We start from the raw sequence: 17,591 nt of genomic DNA, 5'->3' as shown, positions 1-17,591 counted from the left end.
GGCGAGCTTACTGTAGTAAGTGATTCGGGTGAAAGAACGCAGCCAACGCAGAGACAGATTGAAGGATGAAGAGTATGGGTTCCACCTCGTCGCTTTATGCCGCTATTGATCTCGGTTCGAATAGTTTTCATATGCTGGTTGTGCGCGAGGTGGCTGGCAGTATCCAGACGCTGACGCGAATTAAACGCAAAGTGCGTCTGGCTGCTGGCCTGAACAGCGAAAATGCCCTGTCTAATGAAGCAATGGAGCGCGGCTGGCAATGCCTGCGTCTGTTTGCTGAACGTTTGCAAGATATCCCTCCCTCGCAAATTCGCGTTGTCGCCACGGCGACGTTACGTCTTGCCGTCAATGCGGGTGATTTCATCGCAAAAGCGCAGGAAATCCTTGGCTGTCCGGTACAGGTCATTAGCGGTGAAGAGGAAGCACGCCTGATTTATCAGGGCGTTGCTCACACCACTGGCGGTGCAGATCAGCGCCTGGTGGTAGATATCGGCGGCGCCAGTACTGAACTGGTAACCGGCACCGGCGCACAAACGACGTCCTTGTTCAGCCTGTCTATGGGCTGCGTTACCTGGCTTGAGCGCTATTTTGCCGATCGTAATCTGGGGCAAGAAAACTTTGTCGCAGCCGAACAAGCCGCGCGCGAAGTGCTACGTCCTGTTGCCGATGAATTGCGCTATCACGGCTGGAAGGTGTGCGTTGGTGCTTCCGGCACCGTGCAGGCTTTGCAGGAAATCATGATGGCGCAGGGTATGGATGAACGCATTACCCTGGCGAAATTGCAGCAACTGAAACAGCGCGCTATTCACTGTGGCAGGCTGGAAGAGCTGGAAATCGAAGGGCTGACGCTGGAACGCGCGTTAGTATTCCCAAGTGGTCTGGCGATCCTGATAGCCATTTTTACCGAGCTGAATATCCAGTGTATGACGCTGGCCGGCGGCGCACTGCGTGAAGGCCTGGTTTACGGCATGTTACATCTGGCGGTCGAGCAGGATATTCGCAGCCGAACACTGCGTAATATTCAACGTCGCTTTATGATTGATACCGATCAAGCACAGCGTGTGGCTAAACTTGCCGCTAACTTGTTCGATCAGGTCGAAAATACCTGGCATCTTGAAGCGATTAGCCGCGATTTACTGATCAGCGCCTGTCAGCTTCATGAAATTGGCCTTAGCGTTGACTTCAAACAAGCGCCGCAACATGCCGCTTATCTGGTGCGTAACCTGGATCTTCCTGGTTTTACCCCCGCGCAGAAAAAGCTGCTGGCGACGTTATTACTCAACCAGACGAATCCGGTCGATCTCTCATCGCTGCATCAGCAAAATGCCGTACCGCCGCGCGTCGCAGAACAACTCTGTCGTTTACTGCGCCTCGCCATCATTTTTGCCAGCCGTCGTCGTGATGATTTAGTACCAGATATTAAATTACAGGCCGATCATGAGCAGTTGACCTTAACGCTGCCACAAGGTTGGCTGACCCAGCATCCGCTGGGTACAGAGGTTATCGATCAGGAAAGCCAGTGGCAGAGCTATGTCCACTGGCCGCTGGAAGTGCATTAACGTGCAAGGTACTGGATGCGATGCTGACGCATCTTTCCGGCTTCCCCGGGGAGTGATTATTTCCCTCGTTTTGCCGCCATCATCGCTTTCAGATTCGCCAGATGGCTTTGCCCTTTCTGCATCCGTTCTTCGGCGCTGACCACTTTACGCTCCTGTTCCCAAATCAAATCATCCTGCGGCAGCTCCAGTAAAAATCGGCTCGGCTCCGGACGCACCAGTTCGCCGTACTGACGGCGTTCTTTACACAGCGTAAAGGTCAATTCCTTCTGGGCGCGGGTGATGCCGACATAGGCCAGCCGCCGCTCCTCATCGATATTGTCTTCATCGATGCTGCTCTGGTGCGGCAAAAATCCTTCTTCCATACCGACCATGTAGACATAGGGAAACTCCAGCCCTTTCGACGCGTGCAGAGTCATCAGTTGCACCTGATCCAGCTCTTCCTCGCTCTCGCCGCGCTCCATCATGTCGCGCAAAGTAAAGCGCGTCACCACCTGGGTTAACGTCATCGGCTCATCCAGTTCGCTGCCTTCCAGCATCTCCGTCATCCAGCTAAATAACTGGTTAACGTTCTTCATGCGCATTTCGGCGGCTTTCGGGCTGGGCGATGTTTCGTACAGCCAGGATTCATAATCCATGCCATGGATCAGATCACGCACCGCGGCAATCGGCTCCCGCTCCGCCAGGCGCTGGATTTCTGCCAACCAGTGAGTGAAGCGGGTCAATGCTTCATAACCACGTCCGCTAAGCGTCTGACTCAGGCCCATATCAAAGCTGGCGGTAAACATGCTTTTATTGCGCGTCATCGCCCACTCACCCAGCTTTTTCAGCGTCGCCGGGCCAATCTCTCGTTTCGGCGTGTTGACGATACGCAGAAATGCGCTGTCATCGTCCGGGTTAGTCAGCACACGCAGATAAGCCAGCAAGTCCTTGATTTCAGGACGAGAGAAAAACGACGTACCACCAGATATTTTGTACGGGATGCGGTTTTGCATCAGGAATTTTTCAAACACCCGCGACTGATGGTTGCCGCGATAGAGAATGGCGTAATCTTTGTACTGCGTTTTATTGACGAAGTGATGCGCAATCAGTTCACCGGTGACGCGCTCGGCTTCATGTTCCTCGTTATTCGCGCTTAAAACTTTTAGCTCCGCGCCGTAGCCCAGTTCGGAGAACAGACGCTTTTCAAAGACGTGCGGGTTATTGGCGATCAGAATATTCGCCGCTTTCAGAATACGCCCGGAAGAGCGGTAGTTCTGCTCAAGCTTAATCACCTTCAACGCCGGGAAATCCTGACTCAGCAGCACCAGGTTTTGCGGGCGTGCGCCGCGCCAGGAGTAGATCGACTGGTCATCGTCACCCACCACGGTAAAGCGCGCGCGGCTGCCCACCAGCAGTTTCACCAGTTCATACTGGCTGGTGTTGGTGTCCTGATACTCATCCACCAGCAGGTAGCGAATTTTGTTCTGCCAGCGCTCGCGTACTTCTTCATTGCGTTGCAGAAGTAGCGTCGGCAATAAAATCAGATCGTCGAAGTCGAGAACATTGCACGCTTTCAGGTGCGCATCATACAGTCCATAACAATGGGCAAAAATTCGATCCCGCTCGCCCTTTGCCTCTGCCGCCGCCTGCGCCGGTGTTTTGAGATCGTTCTTCCAGTTGGAGATGGTCGAAATTAGCTGTTGCAAGAGAACTTTGTCATCTTCGATCAGCCCTTCGGTCAACTCTTTAAGCAAAGCAAGCTGATCGGTATCGTCAAACAACGAGAAGTTCGCCTTCATCCCCAATGCTGCATACTCGCGTTTGATGATATCCAGCCCCAGCGTGTGGAAGGTGGAGATCATCAGCCCGCGCGCCTCTTTACGCCCCAGCGTCTGCCCGACACGCTCTTTCATCTCGCGCGCCGCCTTATTGGTAAAGGTCACCGCCGCGATATGTCGCGCCTGATAACCGCAACCGCGGATCAGATGGGCGATTTTATTGGTGATAACACGAGTTTTACCGGAACCCGCGCCCGCCAGCACCAGGCAAGGGCCGGTAACGAATTCGACAGCTTGTTGTTGGCCGGGGTTTAGACGCATAGGAAAATCGCTCAATGAAAGTCGGGAGGGGAAAATAACAGCGTGGTAGTATAGCCAGCCTCATCCTTACCACTCAAGGCACGATCATGGCAAAAACAGCAGCAGCACTGCATATCCTTGTAAAAGAAGAGAAACTGGCTCTGGATCTTCTCGAGCAGATTAAGAACGGTGCCGATTTCGGCAAGCTGGCGAAGAAACACTCCATTTGTCCATCAGGCAAACGCGGCGGTGATTTAGGTGAATTCCGCCAGGGTCAGATGGTTCCGGCGTTCGATAAAGTGGTTTTCTCTTGTCCGGTACTGGAGCCGACTGGCCCGCTGCATACCCAGTTCGGTTACCACATCATTAAGGTGCTGTACCGTAACTAACAGCAAGGCCTTCTTCAGGAGAAGGCCTTGAACTCTGAATCGCTATTAACCCGCAACAGCAATACGTTTCATATCCGTCATATAGCCGCGCAGTTTCTTACCTACCTGCTCAATCGCATGGCAGCGAATCGCTTCGTTCACATCACGCAGTTGCGCGTTATCTACCGCGCCTTCCGGAATAGCTTTACCCAGATCGCCCGGTTGCAGCTCTGCCATAAACGGTTTCAGCAACGGCACACAAGCGTAAGAGAACAGATAGTTACCGTACTCGGCGGTATCAGAGATAACCACGTTCATTTCGTACAGACGCTTACGGGCGATGGTGTTGGCAATCAGCGGCAGTTCGTGCAGTGATTCATAGTAAGCAGATTCTTCGATGATGCCGGAATCAACCATGGTTTCAAACGCCAGCTCAACGCCCGCTTTCACCATCGCGATCATCAGTACGCCTTTATCGAAGTACTCCTGCTCGCCGATTTTGCCTTCATATTGCGGCGCGGTTTCGAACGCGGTTTTGCCGGTCTCTTCACGCCAGGTCAGCAGTTTCTTATCATCGTTGGCCCAGTCCGCCATCATACCGGAGGAGAATTCGCCGGAGATGATGTCGTCCATATGTTTCTGGAACAGCGGCGCCATGATCTCTTTCAGCTGTTCTGACAGCGCGTAAGCACGCAGTTTCGCCGGGTTAGAGAGACGGTCCATCATCAGGGTGATGCCGCCCTGTTTCAGTGCTTCGGTGATGGTTTCCCAACCGAACTGAATCAGTTTTTCTGCGTATGCCGGATCGGTGCCTTCTTCCACCAGCTTGTCGAAGCACAGCAGAGAGCCAGCCTGCAACATACCGCACAGGATGGTTTGCTCACCCATCAGGTCAGATTTCACTTCCGCAACGAAGGACGATTCCAGCACGCCCGCACGGTGACCACCGGTTGCTGCCGCCCATGCTTTAGCGATCGCCATACCTTCGCCTTTCGGATCGTTTTCCGGGTGAACGGCAATCAGCGTCGGTACGCCGAATCCACGTTTGTACTCTTCACGCACTTCGGTGCCTGGGCATTTCGGCGCAACCATGACTACGGTGATATCTTTACGGATCTGCTCGCCCACTTCGACGATGTTGAAACCGTGCGAGTAACCCAGCGCCGCGCCGTCTTTCATCAGTGGCTGTACGGTGCGCACTACATCAGAGTGCTGCTTGTCCGGCGTCAGGTTAACCACCAGATCCGCCTGCGGGATCAGTTCTTCGTAAGTACCCACTTTAAAACCGTTTTCGGTCGCTTTACGCCAGGATGCGCGCTTTTCGGCAATCGCTTCTTTGCGCAGAGCGTAGGAGATATCGAGACCTGAATCACGCATGTTCAGGCCCTGGTTCAGACCCTGTGCGCCACAGCCGACGATGACTACTTTTTTACCCTGAAGGTAGCTCGCGCCATCGGCGAATTCATCGCGCCCCATAAAGCGACATTTGCCCAGCTGTGCCAGCTGCTGGCGCAGATTCAGTGTATTGAAGTAGTTAGCCATGGTGATTCCTCGTGATGTTGTGCTTCTTATTGTTCGGTTCGCGTTTGCGAGATTGAATTCACTATATGACAGGAAATTTATTGCGGAAATTGATATATTCACAACGTCACATTGCAATTTTTGCAACGTCAACATTGAGGGCTGCACCATTGGATTTACGCGATCTGAAAACCTTCCTGCATCTGGCGGAAAGCCGCCATTTTGGCCGCAGCGCGCGGGCGATGCACGTTAGCCCATCCACGCTCTCACGGCAGATTCAGCGCCTGGAAGAAGATCTCGGTCAGCCGCTGTTTGTGCGCGATAACCGCACGGTAACGCTGACGGAAGCGGGCGAAGAGCTGCGCGTTTTCGCCCAGCAAACACTGTTGCAGTATCAGCAATTGCGCCACACCATCGATCAGCAAGGTCCGTCGCTCTCCGGCGAGCTGCATATCTTCTGCTCGGTCACCGCAGCCTACAGCCATCTGCCGCCGATTCTGGATCGCTTCCGCGCGGAACACCCGTCGGTGGAGATCAAACTCACTACCGGTGATGCGGCAGATGCGATGGAAAAGGTGGTCACGGGAGAAGCGGATCTGGCGATTGCCGGGAAGCCGGAGACTCTGCCAGGCGCGGTGGCGTTTTCGATGCTGGAGAATCTGACGGTGGTGCTGATCGCGCCTGCCCTACCGTGCCCGGTGCGTAATCAGGTTTCGGTAGAGAAGCCAGACTGGTCAACGGTACCGTTTATCATGGCCGATCAGGGACCGGTACGCCGCCGCATTGAACTGTGGTTTCGACGCAATAAAATCAGCAACCCGATGATTTACGCCACGGTTGGCGGACATGAAGCGATGGTATCGATGGTGGCGCTCGGTTGCGGCGTGGCCTTGTTGCCGGAAGTGGTGCTGGAAAACAGCCCGGAACCGGTGCGTAACCGCGTAATGATTTTAGAGCGTAGCGATGAGCAAACGCCGTTTGAGCTGGGCGTTTGTGCACAAAAAAAGCGGCTGCATGAGCCGCTGATTGAGGCGTTCTGGAAGATTTTGCCGAATTAGTTTTACGGCCCCACCATTACCCGAACGGGCTTCCCAATACGACTTAGCATATTCACCAAAGCATCGATGGTGAATTTGCTGCATTTCTTGTTGACGACATCAGAGACGCGCGGCCGTGATATATGTAAAACGGTTGCCACCTCGGCTTGCTTCATCTGGTTTTGCTTAATCCAGAGGGTAATTTCTTCCATGAGCTGTTCTTTGATGACTAACGTGTTTTCGATTTCACTCAGGGAATCAGCGTAAAGCTTTTCTGCCTCCTGCTTATCAAACCCCAAATCAGCAAAAACATTACCGCCAGATGGCGTCACATGGCGAATATCACTATCAGTTTTGGCAATCACAGGCTGTTTCTCCGTTGCTGCACCACCCGGTTATAACGCGTTCTGGCGATGTTTTTATCGTGCTGACTGGTTTGTTGCGTCTGTTTCTGAAAGCTATGCAAAACGTAGAGCGCTTCTGCAAACTTAGCGACATACATAACGCGATAGATGCCATTGTTGTCACGAAACCGAATTTCATTCACCCCAGCCCCAATTTCTGAAAACGATTTCCAGTCATCAGGTTCAATTCCATACTGAATTTTGTGAAGCTGATAACCGACTGCTTTACATACCGTTATGGGAAAAGCCAGGAGATCCTCCAGAGAAGATCCCACCCATCGAATTTCTTTTTCATTGGGGAGAGCTCGGGTGAGTAACATAACATCCTTGCGTATAAAATTTTATACATTGCTTTTAACAGGCGCAAGTGATAGCGGTGCACAAATAACCAAAATGGCGATGCTAACGATATGGTGAGCCGAGTTTCACCACAAGCAGATTGAGCGCCTTCTGGAAAACGTCTCGCAAAATTGAATGAGTGGATGCTTCGGACTGGCAGAAAAGCCCAATAACTGAGGGAAGATCATATCAGGATATTAGGCCCACTTTACTTTGTGGGCCTGAAAACCGAAACGCTGAGTTAACCCGCCAAAAAGAACCTGAACGCCGGGTTATTGGTTTCGTCGTGGCAATCGTAACCCAACTCATTCAGCCGGGTTTCGAAATCCGGTTCATGATCGCCAAGTTCGAACGCCGCCAGCACGCGCCCGTAGTCGGTGCCATGGCTGCGATAATGGAACAGAGAAATGTTCCAGTGCGTACCCAGCGTGTTGAGAAAGCGCAGCAGCGCGCCCGGCGATTCCGGGAATTCGAAGCTGTAGAGGCGTTCCTGCAACGGATGCGATGGACGCCCGCCGACCATATAGCGCACGTGTAGCTTCGCCATTTCGTCGTCGGAGAGATCTACCACGCTGTAGCCGCCGTCGTTGAGCATCTGCAAAATTTCTTTGCGCTCTTCGAGGCCGCGGCTCAGGCGCACGCCGACAAAGATGCAGGCGTTTTTGGCATCGGCAAAGCGATAGTTGAACTCAGTGACCGAACGCCCGCCAAGTAGCTGGCAGAATTTGAGGAAGCTGCCTTTTTCTTCCGGGATGGTCACCGCCAGCAACGCTTCACGCTGTTCGCCCAGTTCGCAGCGTTCCGAGACGTAGCGCAGGCCGTGGAAATTGACGTTTGCCCCCGAAAGTACATGCGCCAGTCGTTCGCCGCGAATGTTGTGCTGGGCGATATATTTTTTCATTCCCGCCAGCGCCAACGCGCCAGACGGCTCCGCCACCGCGCGCACATCTTCGAATAAATCCTTCATCGCCGCACAGATCGCATCACTATCAACGGTGATGATGTCGTCGAGATACTCCCGGCACAAACGGAAAGTTTCATCGCCGATGCGTTTTACCGCAACGCCTTCAGCAAATAGCCCCACGCGTGGCAGATCAACCGGATGACCCGCATCCAGCGCCGCTTTCAGGCAGGCGGAGTCTTCCGCTTCTACGGCGATCACTTTGATTTGCGGCATCAGCTGTTTGATCAGCACCGCCACACCCGCCGCCAGGCCGCCGCCGCCGACCGGTACAAATACGCGATCAAGATGGGCATCCTGCTGGAGCAGTTCCAGCGCCAGCGTGCCTTGCCCAGCGATCACCATCGGATGGTCGAACGGCGGCACCCAGGTGAAGCCCTGCTGCTGAGACAATTCAATCGCTTTGGCTTTTGCTTCATCGAAGTTCGCACCATGAAGCAGCACTTCGCCACCGAAGCCGCGCACCGCATCGACTTTGATGTCGGCGGTGGCGGTTGGCATGACGATCAGTGCCTTCACGCCTAACCGCGCAGAGGAGAACGCTACGCCCTGCGCGTGGTTACCCGCCGAGGCGGTGATCACGCCGTGCGCTTTCTGTTCTTCCGTCAGGCCCGCCATCATGGCGTATGCGCCGCGCAGCTTAAAGCTGTGCACTGGCTGGCGATCTTCGCGCTTCACCAGAATCACGTTATCAAGACGCGACGACAGTTTTTCCATTTTTTGTAGCGGAGTGACCTGCGCCGCTTCGTAAACCGGCGCACGTAGCACCGCTCTTAAATATTCGGCACCTTCCGGAGCACCGGACAGGGGTTGTGAGTCTGCCATCATTAACCCCCCAGTTTCGATTTATCGCGCACCGCGCCTTTGTCGGCGCTGGTCGCCAGGCTGGCGTAGGCACGCAGGGCAAAGGAAACCTGGCGTTCACGATTTTTCGGCGTCCAGGCCTGGTCACCTCGTGCTTCCTGCGCTTCACGACGCGCCGCCAGTTCGGCATCGCTTACCTGTAACTGAATGCCACGGTTCGGAATGTCGATAGCGATAAGATCGCCGTCTTCAATCAGGCCAATGCTGCCGCCGCTTGCCGCTTCCGGCGAGACGTGACCGATGGAAAGACCAGAGGTGCCGCCAGAGAAACGACCGTCGGTTACCAACGCACAGGCTTTACCGAGACCCATCGATTTCAGGAAGGTAGTTGGGTAGAGCATCTCCTGCATACCCGGCCCGCCTTTCGGGCCTTCGTAGCGGATAACCACAACGTCGCCCGCCACCACTTTGCCACCGAGAATCGCTTCTACCGCATCGTCCTGGCTTTCGTACACTTTCGCCGGGCCGGTGAATTTGAGGATGCTGTCATCGACGCCTGCCGTTTTAACGATGCAGCCGTTTTCTGCGAAATTACCGTAGAGCACCGCCAAGCCGCCGTCTTTGCTGTAGGCGTGTTCCAGCGAGCGGATACAGCCGTTTGCGCGATCATCATCAAGAGAATCCCAACGGCAATCCTGCGAGAATGCCTGGGTCGTACGGATACCCGCCGGGCCAGCGCGGAACATATTTTTCACCGAGTCATCCTGGGTCAGCATAACGTCGTATTGTTCCAGCGTTTGCGGCAAGGTCAGGCCAAGTACGTTTTTCACATCACGGTTCAGTAACCCCGCGCGATCCAGTTCGCCGAGAATGCCGATAACACCACCAGCCCGGTGAACATCTTCCATATGGTATTTTTGAGTACTCGGCGCAACTTTGCATAACTGCGGGACTTTACGCGAAAGCTTGTCGATATCACTCATGGTGAAGTCGATTTCCGCTTCCTGCGCCGCCGCCAGCAGGTGGAGAACGGTGTTGGTAGAACCGCCCATCGCGATATCTAGCGTCATGGCGTTTTCAAACGCCGCCTTACTGGCAATGTTACGCGGCAGCGCAGAGGCATCATCCTGCTCGTAATAGCGTTTGGTCAGTTCAACAATACGTTTACCGGCATTGAGGAACAGCTGCTTACGGTCGGCGTGGGTTGCCAGCAGCGAGCCGTTGCCCGGCTGCGACAGGCCCAGCGCTTCGGTCAGGCAGTTCATCGAGTTGGCGGTGAACATCCCGGAGCAGGAACCACAGGTTGGGCAGGCGGAACGTTCAACCTGATCGCTCTGGGAGTCAGAAACTTTCGGGTCTGCGCCCTGGATCATCGCATCAACCAGATCGAGTTTGATGATCTGATCGGACAGTTTGGTTTTCCCGGCTTCCATCGGGCCGCCGGAAACGAAGATCACCGGAATGTTTAATCGCAGGGAAGCCATCAGCATCCCCGGGGTGATTTTGTCGCAGTTAGAGATGCAGACCATGGCGTCGGCGCAGTGGGCGTTGACCATATATTCAACGGAGTCAGCGATCAGTTCGCGAGATGGCAGTGAATAAAGCATCCCCCCGTGGCCCATGGCAATCCCATCATCCACCGCAATGGTGTTGAACTCTTTGGCAACGCCGCCAGCCGCTTCAATTTGTTCGGCGACCAGTTTACCGAGATCGCGCAGATGGACGTGACCCGGTACAAATTGGGTGAACGAGTTCACAACCGCGATAATCGGCTTACCGAAATCGGCGTCGGTCATTCCGGTGGCGCGCCACAGCGCACGAGCACCCGCCATATTACGACCATGAGTGGTGGTGGCGGAACGGTACTTAGGCATACTTTATTTACTCCCAGTGTCTGTCTCGTAAATGGGACGGTGCGTGCCGTCCCATTTTTTGTATTTATTGATTAACTTGATCTAACCAGCCCCATTTATCTTCGGTTTCGCCAGTGAAGAGGCCGAAGAAGGCTTGCTGAATGCGTTTGGTAACCGGGCCGCAACGACCTTCGCCAACCTGAATACCGTCTACGCTGCGCACTGGCGTGATTTCAGCCGCCGTACCGGACATAAACACTTCATCCGCCAGGTACAGTGATTCGCGCGACAGCACCTGCTCACGCACTTCAATTCCCAGCTCTTTCGCCAGTTTGATGATGGCGTCACGGGTAATACCCGGCAGCGCGGATGAGGTGAACGGTGGGGTGAACAGCACACCGTCTTTCACTTCAAACAGGTTTTCACCTGCGCCTTCAGAGATATAACCGTTCACATCCAGCGCGATACCTTCCTGATAACCGTGGCGGCGAGCTTCACTACCCACCAGCAGGGAAGAGAGGTAGTTACCACCGGCTTTTGCCGCGGTTGGGATGGTGTTTGGTGCTGCGCGGTTCCAGGAGGAAACCATCGCATCGATCCCCTGCTCCAGCGCTTCTGCGCCCAGATACGCTCCCCACGGGAAAGCGGCGATAATCACATCGGTTGAGTATCCCGCTGGCGGGTTAACGCCCATACCAACATCACCGACGAAGATCAGCGGACGGATATAGGCGCTGGTGAGATTGTTTTTGCGGATCACGTCACGACAAGCTTCCATCAACTCATCAATGCTCTGCGAAACCGGGAAGCGATAGATTTTGGCGGAGTCATGCAGACGCTGCATATGCTCACGATGGCGGAATACAACCGGTCCTTTGTGCGAGTCGTAGCAACGGATGCCTTCAAAAACCGAGGTGCCATAGTGCAGCGCGTGCGACATCACATGCACCTTCGCGTCTTCCCAGCGAACCATCTCCCCATTGAACCAAATGTAATCAGCTTTCTTCGTGGTCATTTTTATATTCCTTTTGCGCTCAGGCGCGGATTTGTTGTGATGTGGTTGTGCTCTGGCAGATGGCAACGTGTGCGACGTCCACCAGTTTATTTAACTGACTAAACAGTAAGTCGACCGACCGTGGGCTGGCAACGGTCAATTCGATATTTATATTTTGTGCATCGCTGGCGGCGGCCATATTCATTGAGCAGACGTGGAAACCACGATGACGCACCACGCGTAAAACACGTTCTAAGGTTTCTGGATTGAAGCGAGCCGATACATTGACCTGATGTTGCATCATGATAATTTCTCCAACATTTCTGAATTACTGGCACCCGGCGGCACCAGCGGCCAGACGTTCTCAAGTTCGTCGATTGAGACATGAAGCAGGTATGGCCCATCACTGTTCAGCATGGTGTCGAGTGCCGCTTCAACCTGCTCTTTACGGGTGATGTGTTGGCCAGGGATGCCGAAGGCGCTGGCTAACATGAGGAAATCGGGGTTATCGGTAAGGGTGGTTTCGCTGTATCGCTCCTGGAAAAACAGTTGCTGCCATTGTCGAACCATCCCTAACCGTTGGTTATCGAGTAAGACGATTTTCAACGGTAACTGCTTGCGTTTTACGGTGCCCAGCTCTTGCACATTCATCATGAAAGAGCCGTCACCGGAGATACAGACGACGGTATCGTTCGGTCGCGCGACTTGTGCGCCAACCGCCGCTGGTAAACCAAAACCCATGGTGCCTAAGCCGCTAGAGGTGATGAAATTTTCCGGGCGAGTGTGGGCGATGTGCTGCGCAGCCCACATCTGGTGCTGCCCCACATCTGTGGTCACAACGCAATCCGCAGGTTTACGATCCGACAGTTGTTTTAACAACAACGGCGCGTAGATTGCATCACCGGGATGGTCGTAACGCCAGGCATGTTCATCACGCAGCTGCGCACAGTATTGCTGCCAGTCATTGATATTTAACGGCTGCTGTAATGCTGGTAACAGAGCATTTAAATCACCCTGTAATGCCACATGCACCTGACGCAGCTTGTTCATTTCTGCCGGGTCGATATCCACATGGATAACACTGGCGTGCGGTGCGAAGGTGTTCAGCTTGCCGGTCACCCGGTCATCAAAACGTGCACCTACGGCGATCAGTAAATCACATTCCTGCACCGCGAAGTTCGCCGCTTTGGTGCCGTGCATTCCCAGCATTCCCAGATAGTACGGATAATCCGCTTCAACTGCGCCCAGCCCTTTCAACGTGCAGGTGGCAGGCATTTTTGTGGCAGTGAGAAATTCACGCAAAGCGGGAACTGCCTGCGCCATGCCCACGCCACCGCCAACGTACAGCATCGGTTTTTGCGCTTTTGCCAGCATCTGGCGCGCTTGCTCGACTTCGGCATGTGGGAAAGTCACTTCGTTTTCAACGGTGGTGAACCACGGTTCCAGATCGCCGCTGGCTAACTGGATATCTTTTGGAATATCGACCAGAACCGGACCAGGACGACCTGAGCTGGCAACCTCAAACGCTTCGGCCATGATGCGCGGCAACTCTTCCAGCGACTGTACCAGGAAGCTGTGTTTGGTACAGGCTAATGACAATCCCAGGACATCCACTTCCTGAAATGCGTCGGTACCGATGAACGGTGCGGACACCTGACCGGTGATGGCAACGACAGGGATGGAATCTAACAGCGCGTCCGCAAGCCCGGTTATCAGGTTGGTTGCGCCCGGACCAGACGTGGCGATACATACGCCAGTTTTGCCAGTAGCACGGGCATAGCCGATAGCCGCCATTGCCGCTCCCTGCTCATGTCGGCACAGCAAGTGCTCCACGCCGCCGTCATACAATGCATCGTAAACCGGCATAATTGCGCCACCCGGATAACCGAAAACGGTATTCACACCCTGTGCCCGCAACGCATGTACCACCCACTGTGCGCCATTCATAGTTAGTTCCCCGTCCTGAATCTTGAGAAACAGAATTTTGTGCTGTTATTCATTGTCTGCTCCTCGGTTATGTTTTTAAGGTCAAAAAAAACCCCCGGACCTTTCGGTGCGGGGGTCTTAGTTCGTTAAGGCTTGATCTCTAAGCCTTTCCTCGTCCAAGTGCAGCCCCGCACGGTGGGATAATAATCACCACCACGCTAATCACGACCAGGCTAATCACTCGTAGAAGGGCTGTCATTTTGTCTTTTCTTGCATCTTGTTCGAAGGAATGCCTAAAGAGTTACCATAGATTTTGCGAATGGCACAAGATATTTTTTAATCACGTTTTGTTGTATTCCCAATCATTTCGATAAAAACCATTGTTTTTTATATAAAAAAAGGTGAGTGAAAAAAATTCAATTTCCGTACATTTCTTGCCCTCACCCAGAGGCTAATTTTTTTACTTCTCATTTTTGCGAGAGTTATTCCATCACTCATACAACTCAGATCACGTTGCATAAATAAACGGGAATCAGCCGCTAATTAACGCAATTTGGCAGACTACAGCAGTGATCTCTTATGCACATAATGGTGGCTCAAGGAGGGCTTATGTCACTGTCAATTGTTCATACTCGTGCGGCTCTGGGGGTAAACGCTCCCCCGATCACTGTTGAGGTTCATATCAGTAAAGGTCTACCGGGATTAACGATGGTGGGCTTACCAGAAACAACGGTAAAAGAAGCACGCGATCGCGTGCGCAGCGCCATTATCAATAGCGGATATGAATATCCGGCGAAAAAAATCACCATTAACCTTGCACCAGCCGACCTGCCGAAAGAAGGAGGGCGATATGATTTACCTATCGCTATTGCTTTGCTGGCAGCCTCTGAACAGCTTACAGCCAATAAGTTGCATGAATATGAATTAGTCGGGGAACTGGCGCTTACAGGCGCTCTGCGCGGCGTTCCTGGCGCAATCTCCAGTGCAACTGAAGCCATTAAGTCGGGCAGAAAAATTATCGTCGCGAAAGATAACGAAGATGAAGTGGGGCTAATTAACGGTGAAGGATGCCTGATAGCCGATCATCTGCAGGCTGTCTGTGCGTTTCTGGAAGGTAAGCATGCTCTCGAACGCCCGTCACCAACTGATGTTGCATCCCGGATATTACAACATGATCTCAGTGATGTTGTCGGTCAGGAGCAAGGAAAGCGAGGGCTGGAAATTACCGCCGCAGGGGGCCACAACCTTTTACTGATTGGGCCACCAGGAACAGGTAAAACAATGCTCGCCAGCCGTATTAATGGCCTGTTGCCAGATTTAAGCAATGAAGAGGCACTGGAGAGCGCTGCGATATTAAGTCTGGTAAATGCCGAGTCAGTGCAAAAACAATGGCGGCAGCGCCCGTTCCGCTCACCGCATCACAGTGCGTCGTTAACTGCGATGGTAGGCGGTGGCGCAATTCCCGGGCCTGGTGAAATTTCTCTGGCGCATAACGGCGTGCTTTTTCTTGATGAACTACCTGAATTTGAACGTCGTACATTGGATGCCTTGCGGGAACCCATTGAGTCTGGACAGATCCATCTTTCACGCACGCGGGCTAAAATAACCTATCCGGCCCGTTTCCAGCTTGTCGCGGCGATGAACCCCAGCCCTACCGGACATTATCAGGGAAATCATAACCGCTGCACACCAGAACAAACATTACGTTATCTCAACCGACTCTCTGGTCCCTTTCTTGACCGCTTTGACCTCTCACTGGAGATCCCATTACCACCCCCCGGCATTTTGAGTAAAACGGTAGTGCCGGGAGAAAGCAGCGCCACCGTTAAACAACGTGTAATGGCCGCCAGAGAGCGCCAATTTAAGCGGCAGAATAAACTGAATGCCTGGCTGGATAGCCCGGAAATACGCCAATTCTGCAAGCTTGAGAGCGCAGATGCGCAGTGGCTGGAAGAAACGCTGATCCATCTGGGATTATCGATTCGTGCCTGGCAGCGGTTACTGAAAGTTGCACGAACCATTGCTGATATTGATCAATCTGGCATTATCACACGGCAGCATTTGCAGGAGGCGGTTAGCTATCGTGCGATTGACCGCTTGCTCATCCATTTGCAAAAACTGCTGACATAAAAAAAGGGCATTTCGCCCTTTTTATTAATCGTCGGAATCGGTGTAGTCTTCAGCTCCTTCAACCTGCGGTTTACCGCCGGAAAGGGTATGAAAACGTTTTGGACGCTTAATACGCGTCATATACTTGGACCACACGCGTTCTGCTTCTGTCACTGGCTCACGTTCGCCACGGCATACTGCTACGAAGAGTTTCTCTTCCTCGGTAACCGGCTCGCGTTTGCCGAGATCCAGCTCATTGAAGGCATAACCATGACGTTCAAGCAGTTGTGCCTCTTTGATGGTGAAATCACCATGACGAGAGAATCCACGTGGATAATGTTTATTGTCGAAATATCGATTAGTCGTCGTAAAGCTTTCCGCCATCCTGCACGCTCCTAATTCTTTGACCGAGCTAGTTATGGCGCGGAGTATTAGTTACGCTTGACAGAGTGTAAAACAAAACATTTAAATCATAACGACAAATAATTTTGCGGAGAGCACTGTGGATACGGAATTGTTAAAAACTTTCCTGGAAGTTAGCCGAACGCGTCACTTTGGTCGAGCGGCTGAATCGCTCTATCTGACCCAATCAGCCGTGAGCTTTCGAATCAGACAACTGGAAAATCAACTGGGTGTGAATCTTTTCACCCGCCACAGAAACAATATCCGTTTAACCGCTGCCGGAGAAAAGCTTCTGCCTTATGCAGAAACGCTAATGAGCACCTGGCAGGCCGCCCGCAAGGAGGTGGCGCATACCTCACGACATAATGAGTTTTCTATTGGTGCCAGCGCCTCGCTGTGGGAGTGTATGCTTAATCAGTGGCTGGGGCGCTTGTATCAGAATCAGGATGCCCACACAGGCCTGCAATTTGAAGCGCGGATTGCCCAACGACAGTCTCTGGTAAAACAGCTACATGAACGACAACTTGATCTTCTTATTACCACTGAAGCGCCCAAAATGGACGAATTTAGTAGCCAGTTGTTGGGACATTTCACTTTAGCGCTCTATGCCAGCGCCCCCTCTAAGTTAAAGGGTGATCTTAACTATCTGCGTCTGGAATGGGGGCCGGATTTTCAACAGCATGAGACAGGTTTGATCGGTGCTGATGAAGTTCCCATTCTGACAACCAGTTCTGCTGAACTGGCACAACAACAGATTGAAATGCTTAATGGCTGCACCTGGCTACCGGTAAGTTGGGCGCGCAAAAAAGGCGGTTTGCATACTGTTGTCGACAGTACAACACTTTCACGGCCGCTCTATGCCATATGGCTGCAAAATAGCGACAAACACGCGCTGATTCGAGATCTATTGAAAATTAACGTACTGGATGAAGTGTATTAATCTGAATGGCTGGCAAGGACGCCGGTGGAAGGATTTACTTCGGAGAGGGTTATTTTAGATAAAAAAAATCCTTAGCTTTCGCTAAGGATGATTTCTGGCAGGGGCGGAGAGACTCGAACTCCCAACACCCGGTTTTGGAGACCGGTGCTCTACCAATTGAACTACGCCCCTAATTAGGGTGGCGGAACGGACGGGACTCGAACCCGCGACCCCCTGCGTGACAGGCAGGTATTCTAACCGACTGAACTACCGCTCCACCGAATTCTTTTACAACCACCGGTTTTATGACCGGCTTACTGCTTTATTTGATGCCTGGC

The 17,591-nt window shown here is 53.0% G+C and carries 17 protein-coding genes and 2 tRNA genes; 5 read left to right on the top strand and 14 right to left on the bottom strand.

Translation table 11 applies throughout. From position 1 onward, the window contains the following. Positions 1-74 precede the first annotated feature (74 nt). Complete coding sequence (gene gppA, locus FEK47_RS15500) at positions 75-1,559, top strand: guanosine-5'-triphosphate,3'-diphosphate diphosphatase (protein ID WP_130223411.1); 1,485 nt, start codon at positions 75-77, stop codon at positions 1,557-1,559. A 56-nt stretch (positions 1,560-1,615) separates the two neighbouring features. Here gppA and rep read toward each other — a convergent pair whose 3' ends face one another. Beyond that, positions 1,616-3,637 (bottom strand): DNA helicase Rep, encoded by a 2,022-nt coding sequence (gene rep, locus FEK47_RS15495; protein ID WP_001238867.1) that lies wholly within the window; start codon positions 3,635-3,637, stop codon positions 1,616-1,618. An 86-nt stretch (positions 3,638-3,723) separates the two neighbouring features. Between rep and ppiC the strand changes: the two genes are divergently transcribed. After that, complete coding sequence (gene ppiC / locus FEK47_RS15490) at positions 3,724-4,005, top strand: peptidylprolyl isomerase PpiC (protein WP_001140251.1); 282 nt, start codon at positions 3,724-3,726, stop codon at positions 4,003-4,005. Positions 4,006-4,050: 45 nt separating this feature from the next. On the opposite strand, the gene ilvC is transcribed toward ppiC, so the two are convergent. Further along, a complete protein-coding gene (ilvC, locus tag FEK47_RS15485) occupies positions 4,051-5,526 on the bottom strand; it encodes a ketol-acid reductoisomerase (RefSeq protein WP_001295253.1) in 1,476 nt (491 codons plus the stop codon). Positions 5,527-5,675: 149 nt separating this feature from the next. On the opposite strand from ilvC, the gene ilvY reads away from it, so the two are divergent. Continuing rightward, positions 5,676-6,563: an HTH-type transcriptional activator IlvY gene (ilvY, locus tag FEK47_RS15480; protein WP_135486977.1), complete on the top strand. Its 888-nt coding sequence runs from the start codon at positions 5,676-5,678 to the stop codon at positions 6,561-6,563. A gap of 2 nt (positions 6,564-6,565) precedes the next feature. On the opposite strand, the gene FEK47_RS15475 is transcribed toward ilvY, so the two are convergent. The 9 genes from FEK47_RS15475 to ilvL form a co-directional block, all read right to left on the bottom strand. Next, entirely contained in the window at positions 6,566-6,907 is a 342-nt protein-coding gene (locus FEK47_RS15475) for a helix-turn-helix domain-containing protein (protein WP_130258653.1), read from the bottom strand. After that, positions 6,904-7,221 carry a type II toxin-antitoxin system RelE/ParE family toxin gene (locus tag FEK47_RS15470; RefSeq protein ID WP_167854653.1) on the bottom strand — a complete coding sequence of 106 codons (318 nt, stop codon included), beginning with the start codon at positions 7,219-7,221 and terminating at the stop codon, positions 6,904-6,906. The genes FEK47_RS15475 and FEK47_RS15470 overlap by 4 nt, the downstream gene beginning before the upstream one ends. A 305-nt stretch (positions 7,222-7,526) precedes the next feature. Further along, positions 7,527-9,071 carry a threonine ammonia-lyase, biosynthetic gene (gene ilvA, locus FEK47_RS15465; RefSeq protein WP_138183268.1) on the bottom strand — a complete coding sequence of 515 codons (1,545 nt, stop codon included), beginning with the start codon at positions 9,069-9,071 and terminating at the stop codon, positions 7,527-7,529. 2 nt (positions 9,072-9,073) lie between these two features. Next, complete coding sequence (gene ilvD / locus FEK47_RS15460; protein WP_135486979.1) at positions 9,074-10,924, bottom strand: dihydroxy-acid dehydratase; 1,851 nt, start codon at positions 10,922-10,924, stop codon at positions 9,074-9,076. Positions 10,925-10,988: 64 nt separating this feature from the next. Beyond that, positions 10,989-11,918 carry a branched-chain-amino-acid transaminase gene (ilvE, locus tag FEK47_RS15455; protein WP_000208520.1) on the bottom strand — a complete coding sequence of 310 codons (930 nt, stop codon included), beginning with the start codon at positions 11,916-11,918 and terminating at the stop codon, positions 10,989-10,991. 19 nt (positions 11,919-11,937) lie between these two features. Continuing rightward, the gene (ilvM, locus tag FEK47_RS15450) at positions 11,938-12,201 is read right to left on the bottom strand and encodes an acetolactate synthase 2 small subunit (RefSeq protein ID WP_000983255.1); all 264 of its coding nucleotides are present in this window, start codon (positions 12,199-12,201) and stop codon (positions 11,938-11,940) included. Continuing rightward, positions 12,198-13,844 carry an acetolactate synthase 2 catalytic subunit gene (gene ilvG, locus FEK47_RS15445; protein ID WP_135486980.1) on the bottom strand — a complete coding sequence of 549 codons (1,647 nt, stop codon included), beginning with the start codon at positions 13,842-13,844 and terminating at the stop codon, positions 12,198-12,200. The genes ilvM and ilvG overlap by 4 nt, the downstream gene beginning before the upstream one ends. A gap of 2 nt (positions 13,845-13,846) precedes the next feature. Then, the gene (gene ilvX, locus FEK47_RS15440) at positions 13,847-13,897 is read right to left on the bottom strand and encodes a peptide IlvX (protein WP_001387183.1); all 51 of its coding nucleotides are present in this window, start codon (positions 13,895-13,897) and stop codon (positions 13,847-13,849) included. 86 nt (positions 13,898-13,983) lie between these two features. Beyond that, positions 13,984-14,082, bottom strand: a complete 99-nt coding sequence (ilvL, locus tag FEK47_RS15435; RefSeq protein WP_001311244.1) for an ilv operon leader peptide — start codon at positions 14,080-14,082, stop codon at positions 13,984-13,986. Between the two features lie 350 nt (positions 14,083-14,432). On the opposite strand from ilvL, the gene FEK47_RS15430 reads away from it, so the two are divergent. Beyond that, a complete protein-coding gene (locus tag FEK47_RS15430; protein WP_138183262.1) occupies positions 14,433-15,953 on the top strand; it encodes a YifB family Mg chelatase-like AAA ATPase in 1,521 nt (506 codons plus the stop codon). Between the two features lie 24 nt (positions 15,954-15,977). Here the strand turns inward: FEK47_RS15430 and maoP are convergent, their stop codons facing one another. After that, entirely contained in the window at positions 15,978-16,316 is a 339-nt protein-coding gene (maoP, locus tag FEK47_RS15425) for a macrodomain Ori organization protein MaoP (RefSeq protein ID WP_000841001.1), read from the bottom strand. Positions 16,317-16,434: 118 nt separating this feature from the next. Here maoP and hdfR point away from each other — a divergent pair, with 118 nt between their 5' ends. Continuing rightward, positions 16,435-17,274, top strand: a complete 840-nt coding sequence (hdfR, locus tag FEK47_RS15420; protein WP_130209370.1) for an HTH-type transcriptional regulator HdfR — start codon at positions 16,435-16,437, stop codon at positions 17,272-17,274. Between the two features lie 95 nt (positions 17,275-17,369). Here the strand turns inward: hdfR and FEK47_RS15415 are convergent. After that, positions 17,370-17,445, bottom strand: a tRNA-Trp gene (locus FEK47_RS15415). Between the two features lie 8 nt (positions 17,446-17,453). Further along, positions 17,454-17,530 (bottom strand) — tRNA-Asp (locus FEK47_RS15410). Positions 17,531-17,591: the final 61 nt, after the last annotated feature.

Origin of the sequence: Escherichia sp. E3659 (genome assembly GCF_005781135.1) — a bacterium.
Taxonomy (GTDB): Bacteria; Pseudomonadota; Gammaproteobacteria; order Enterobacterales; family Enterobacteriaceae; genus Escherichia.
This window is presented reverse-complemented; position numbering and strand designations above follow the sequence as displayed.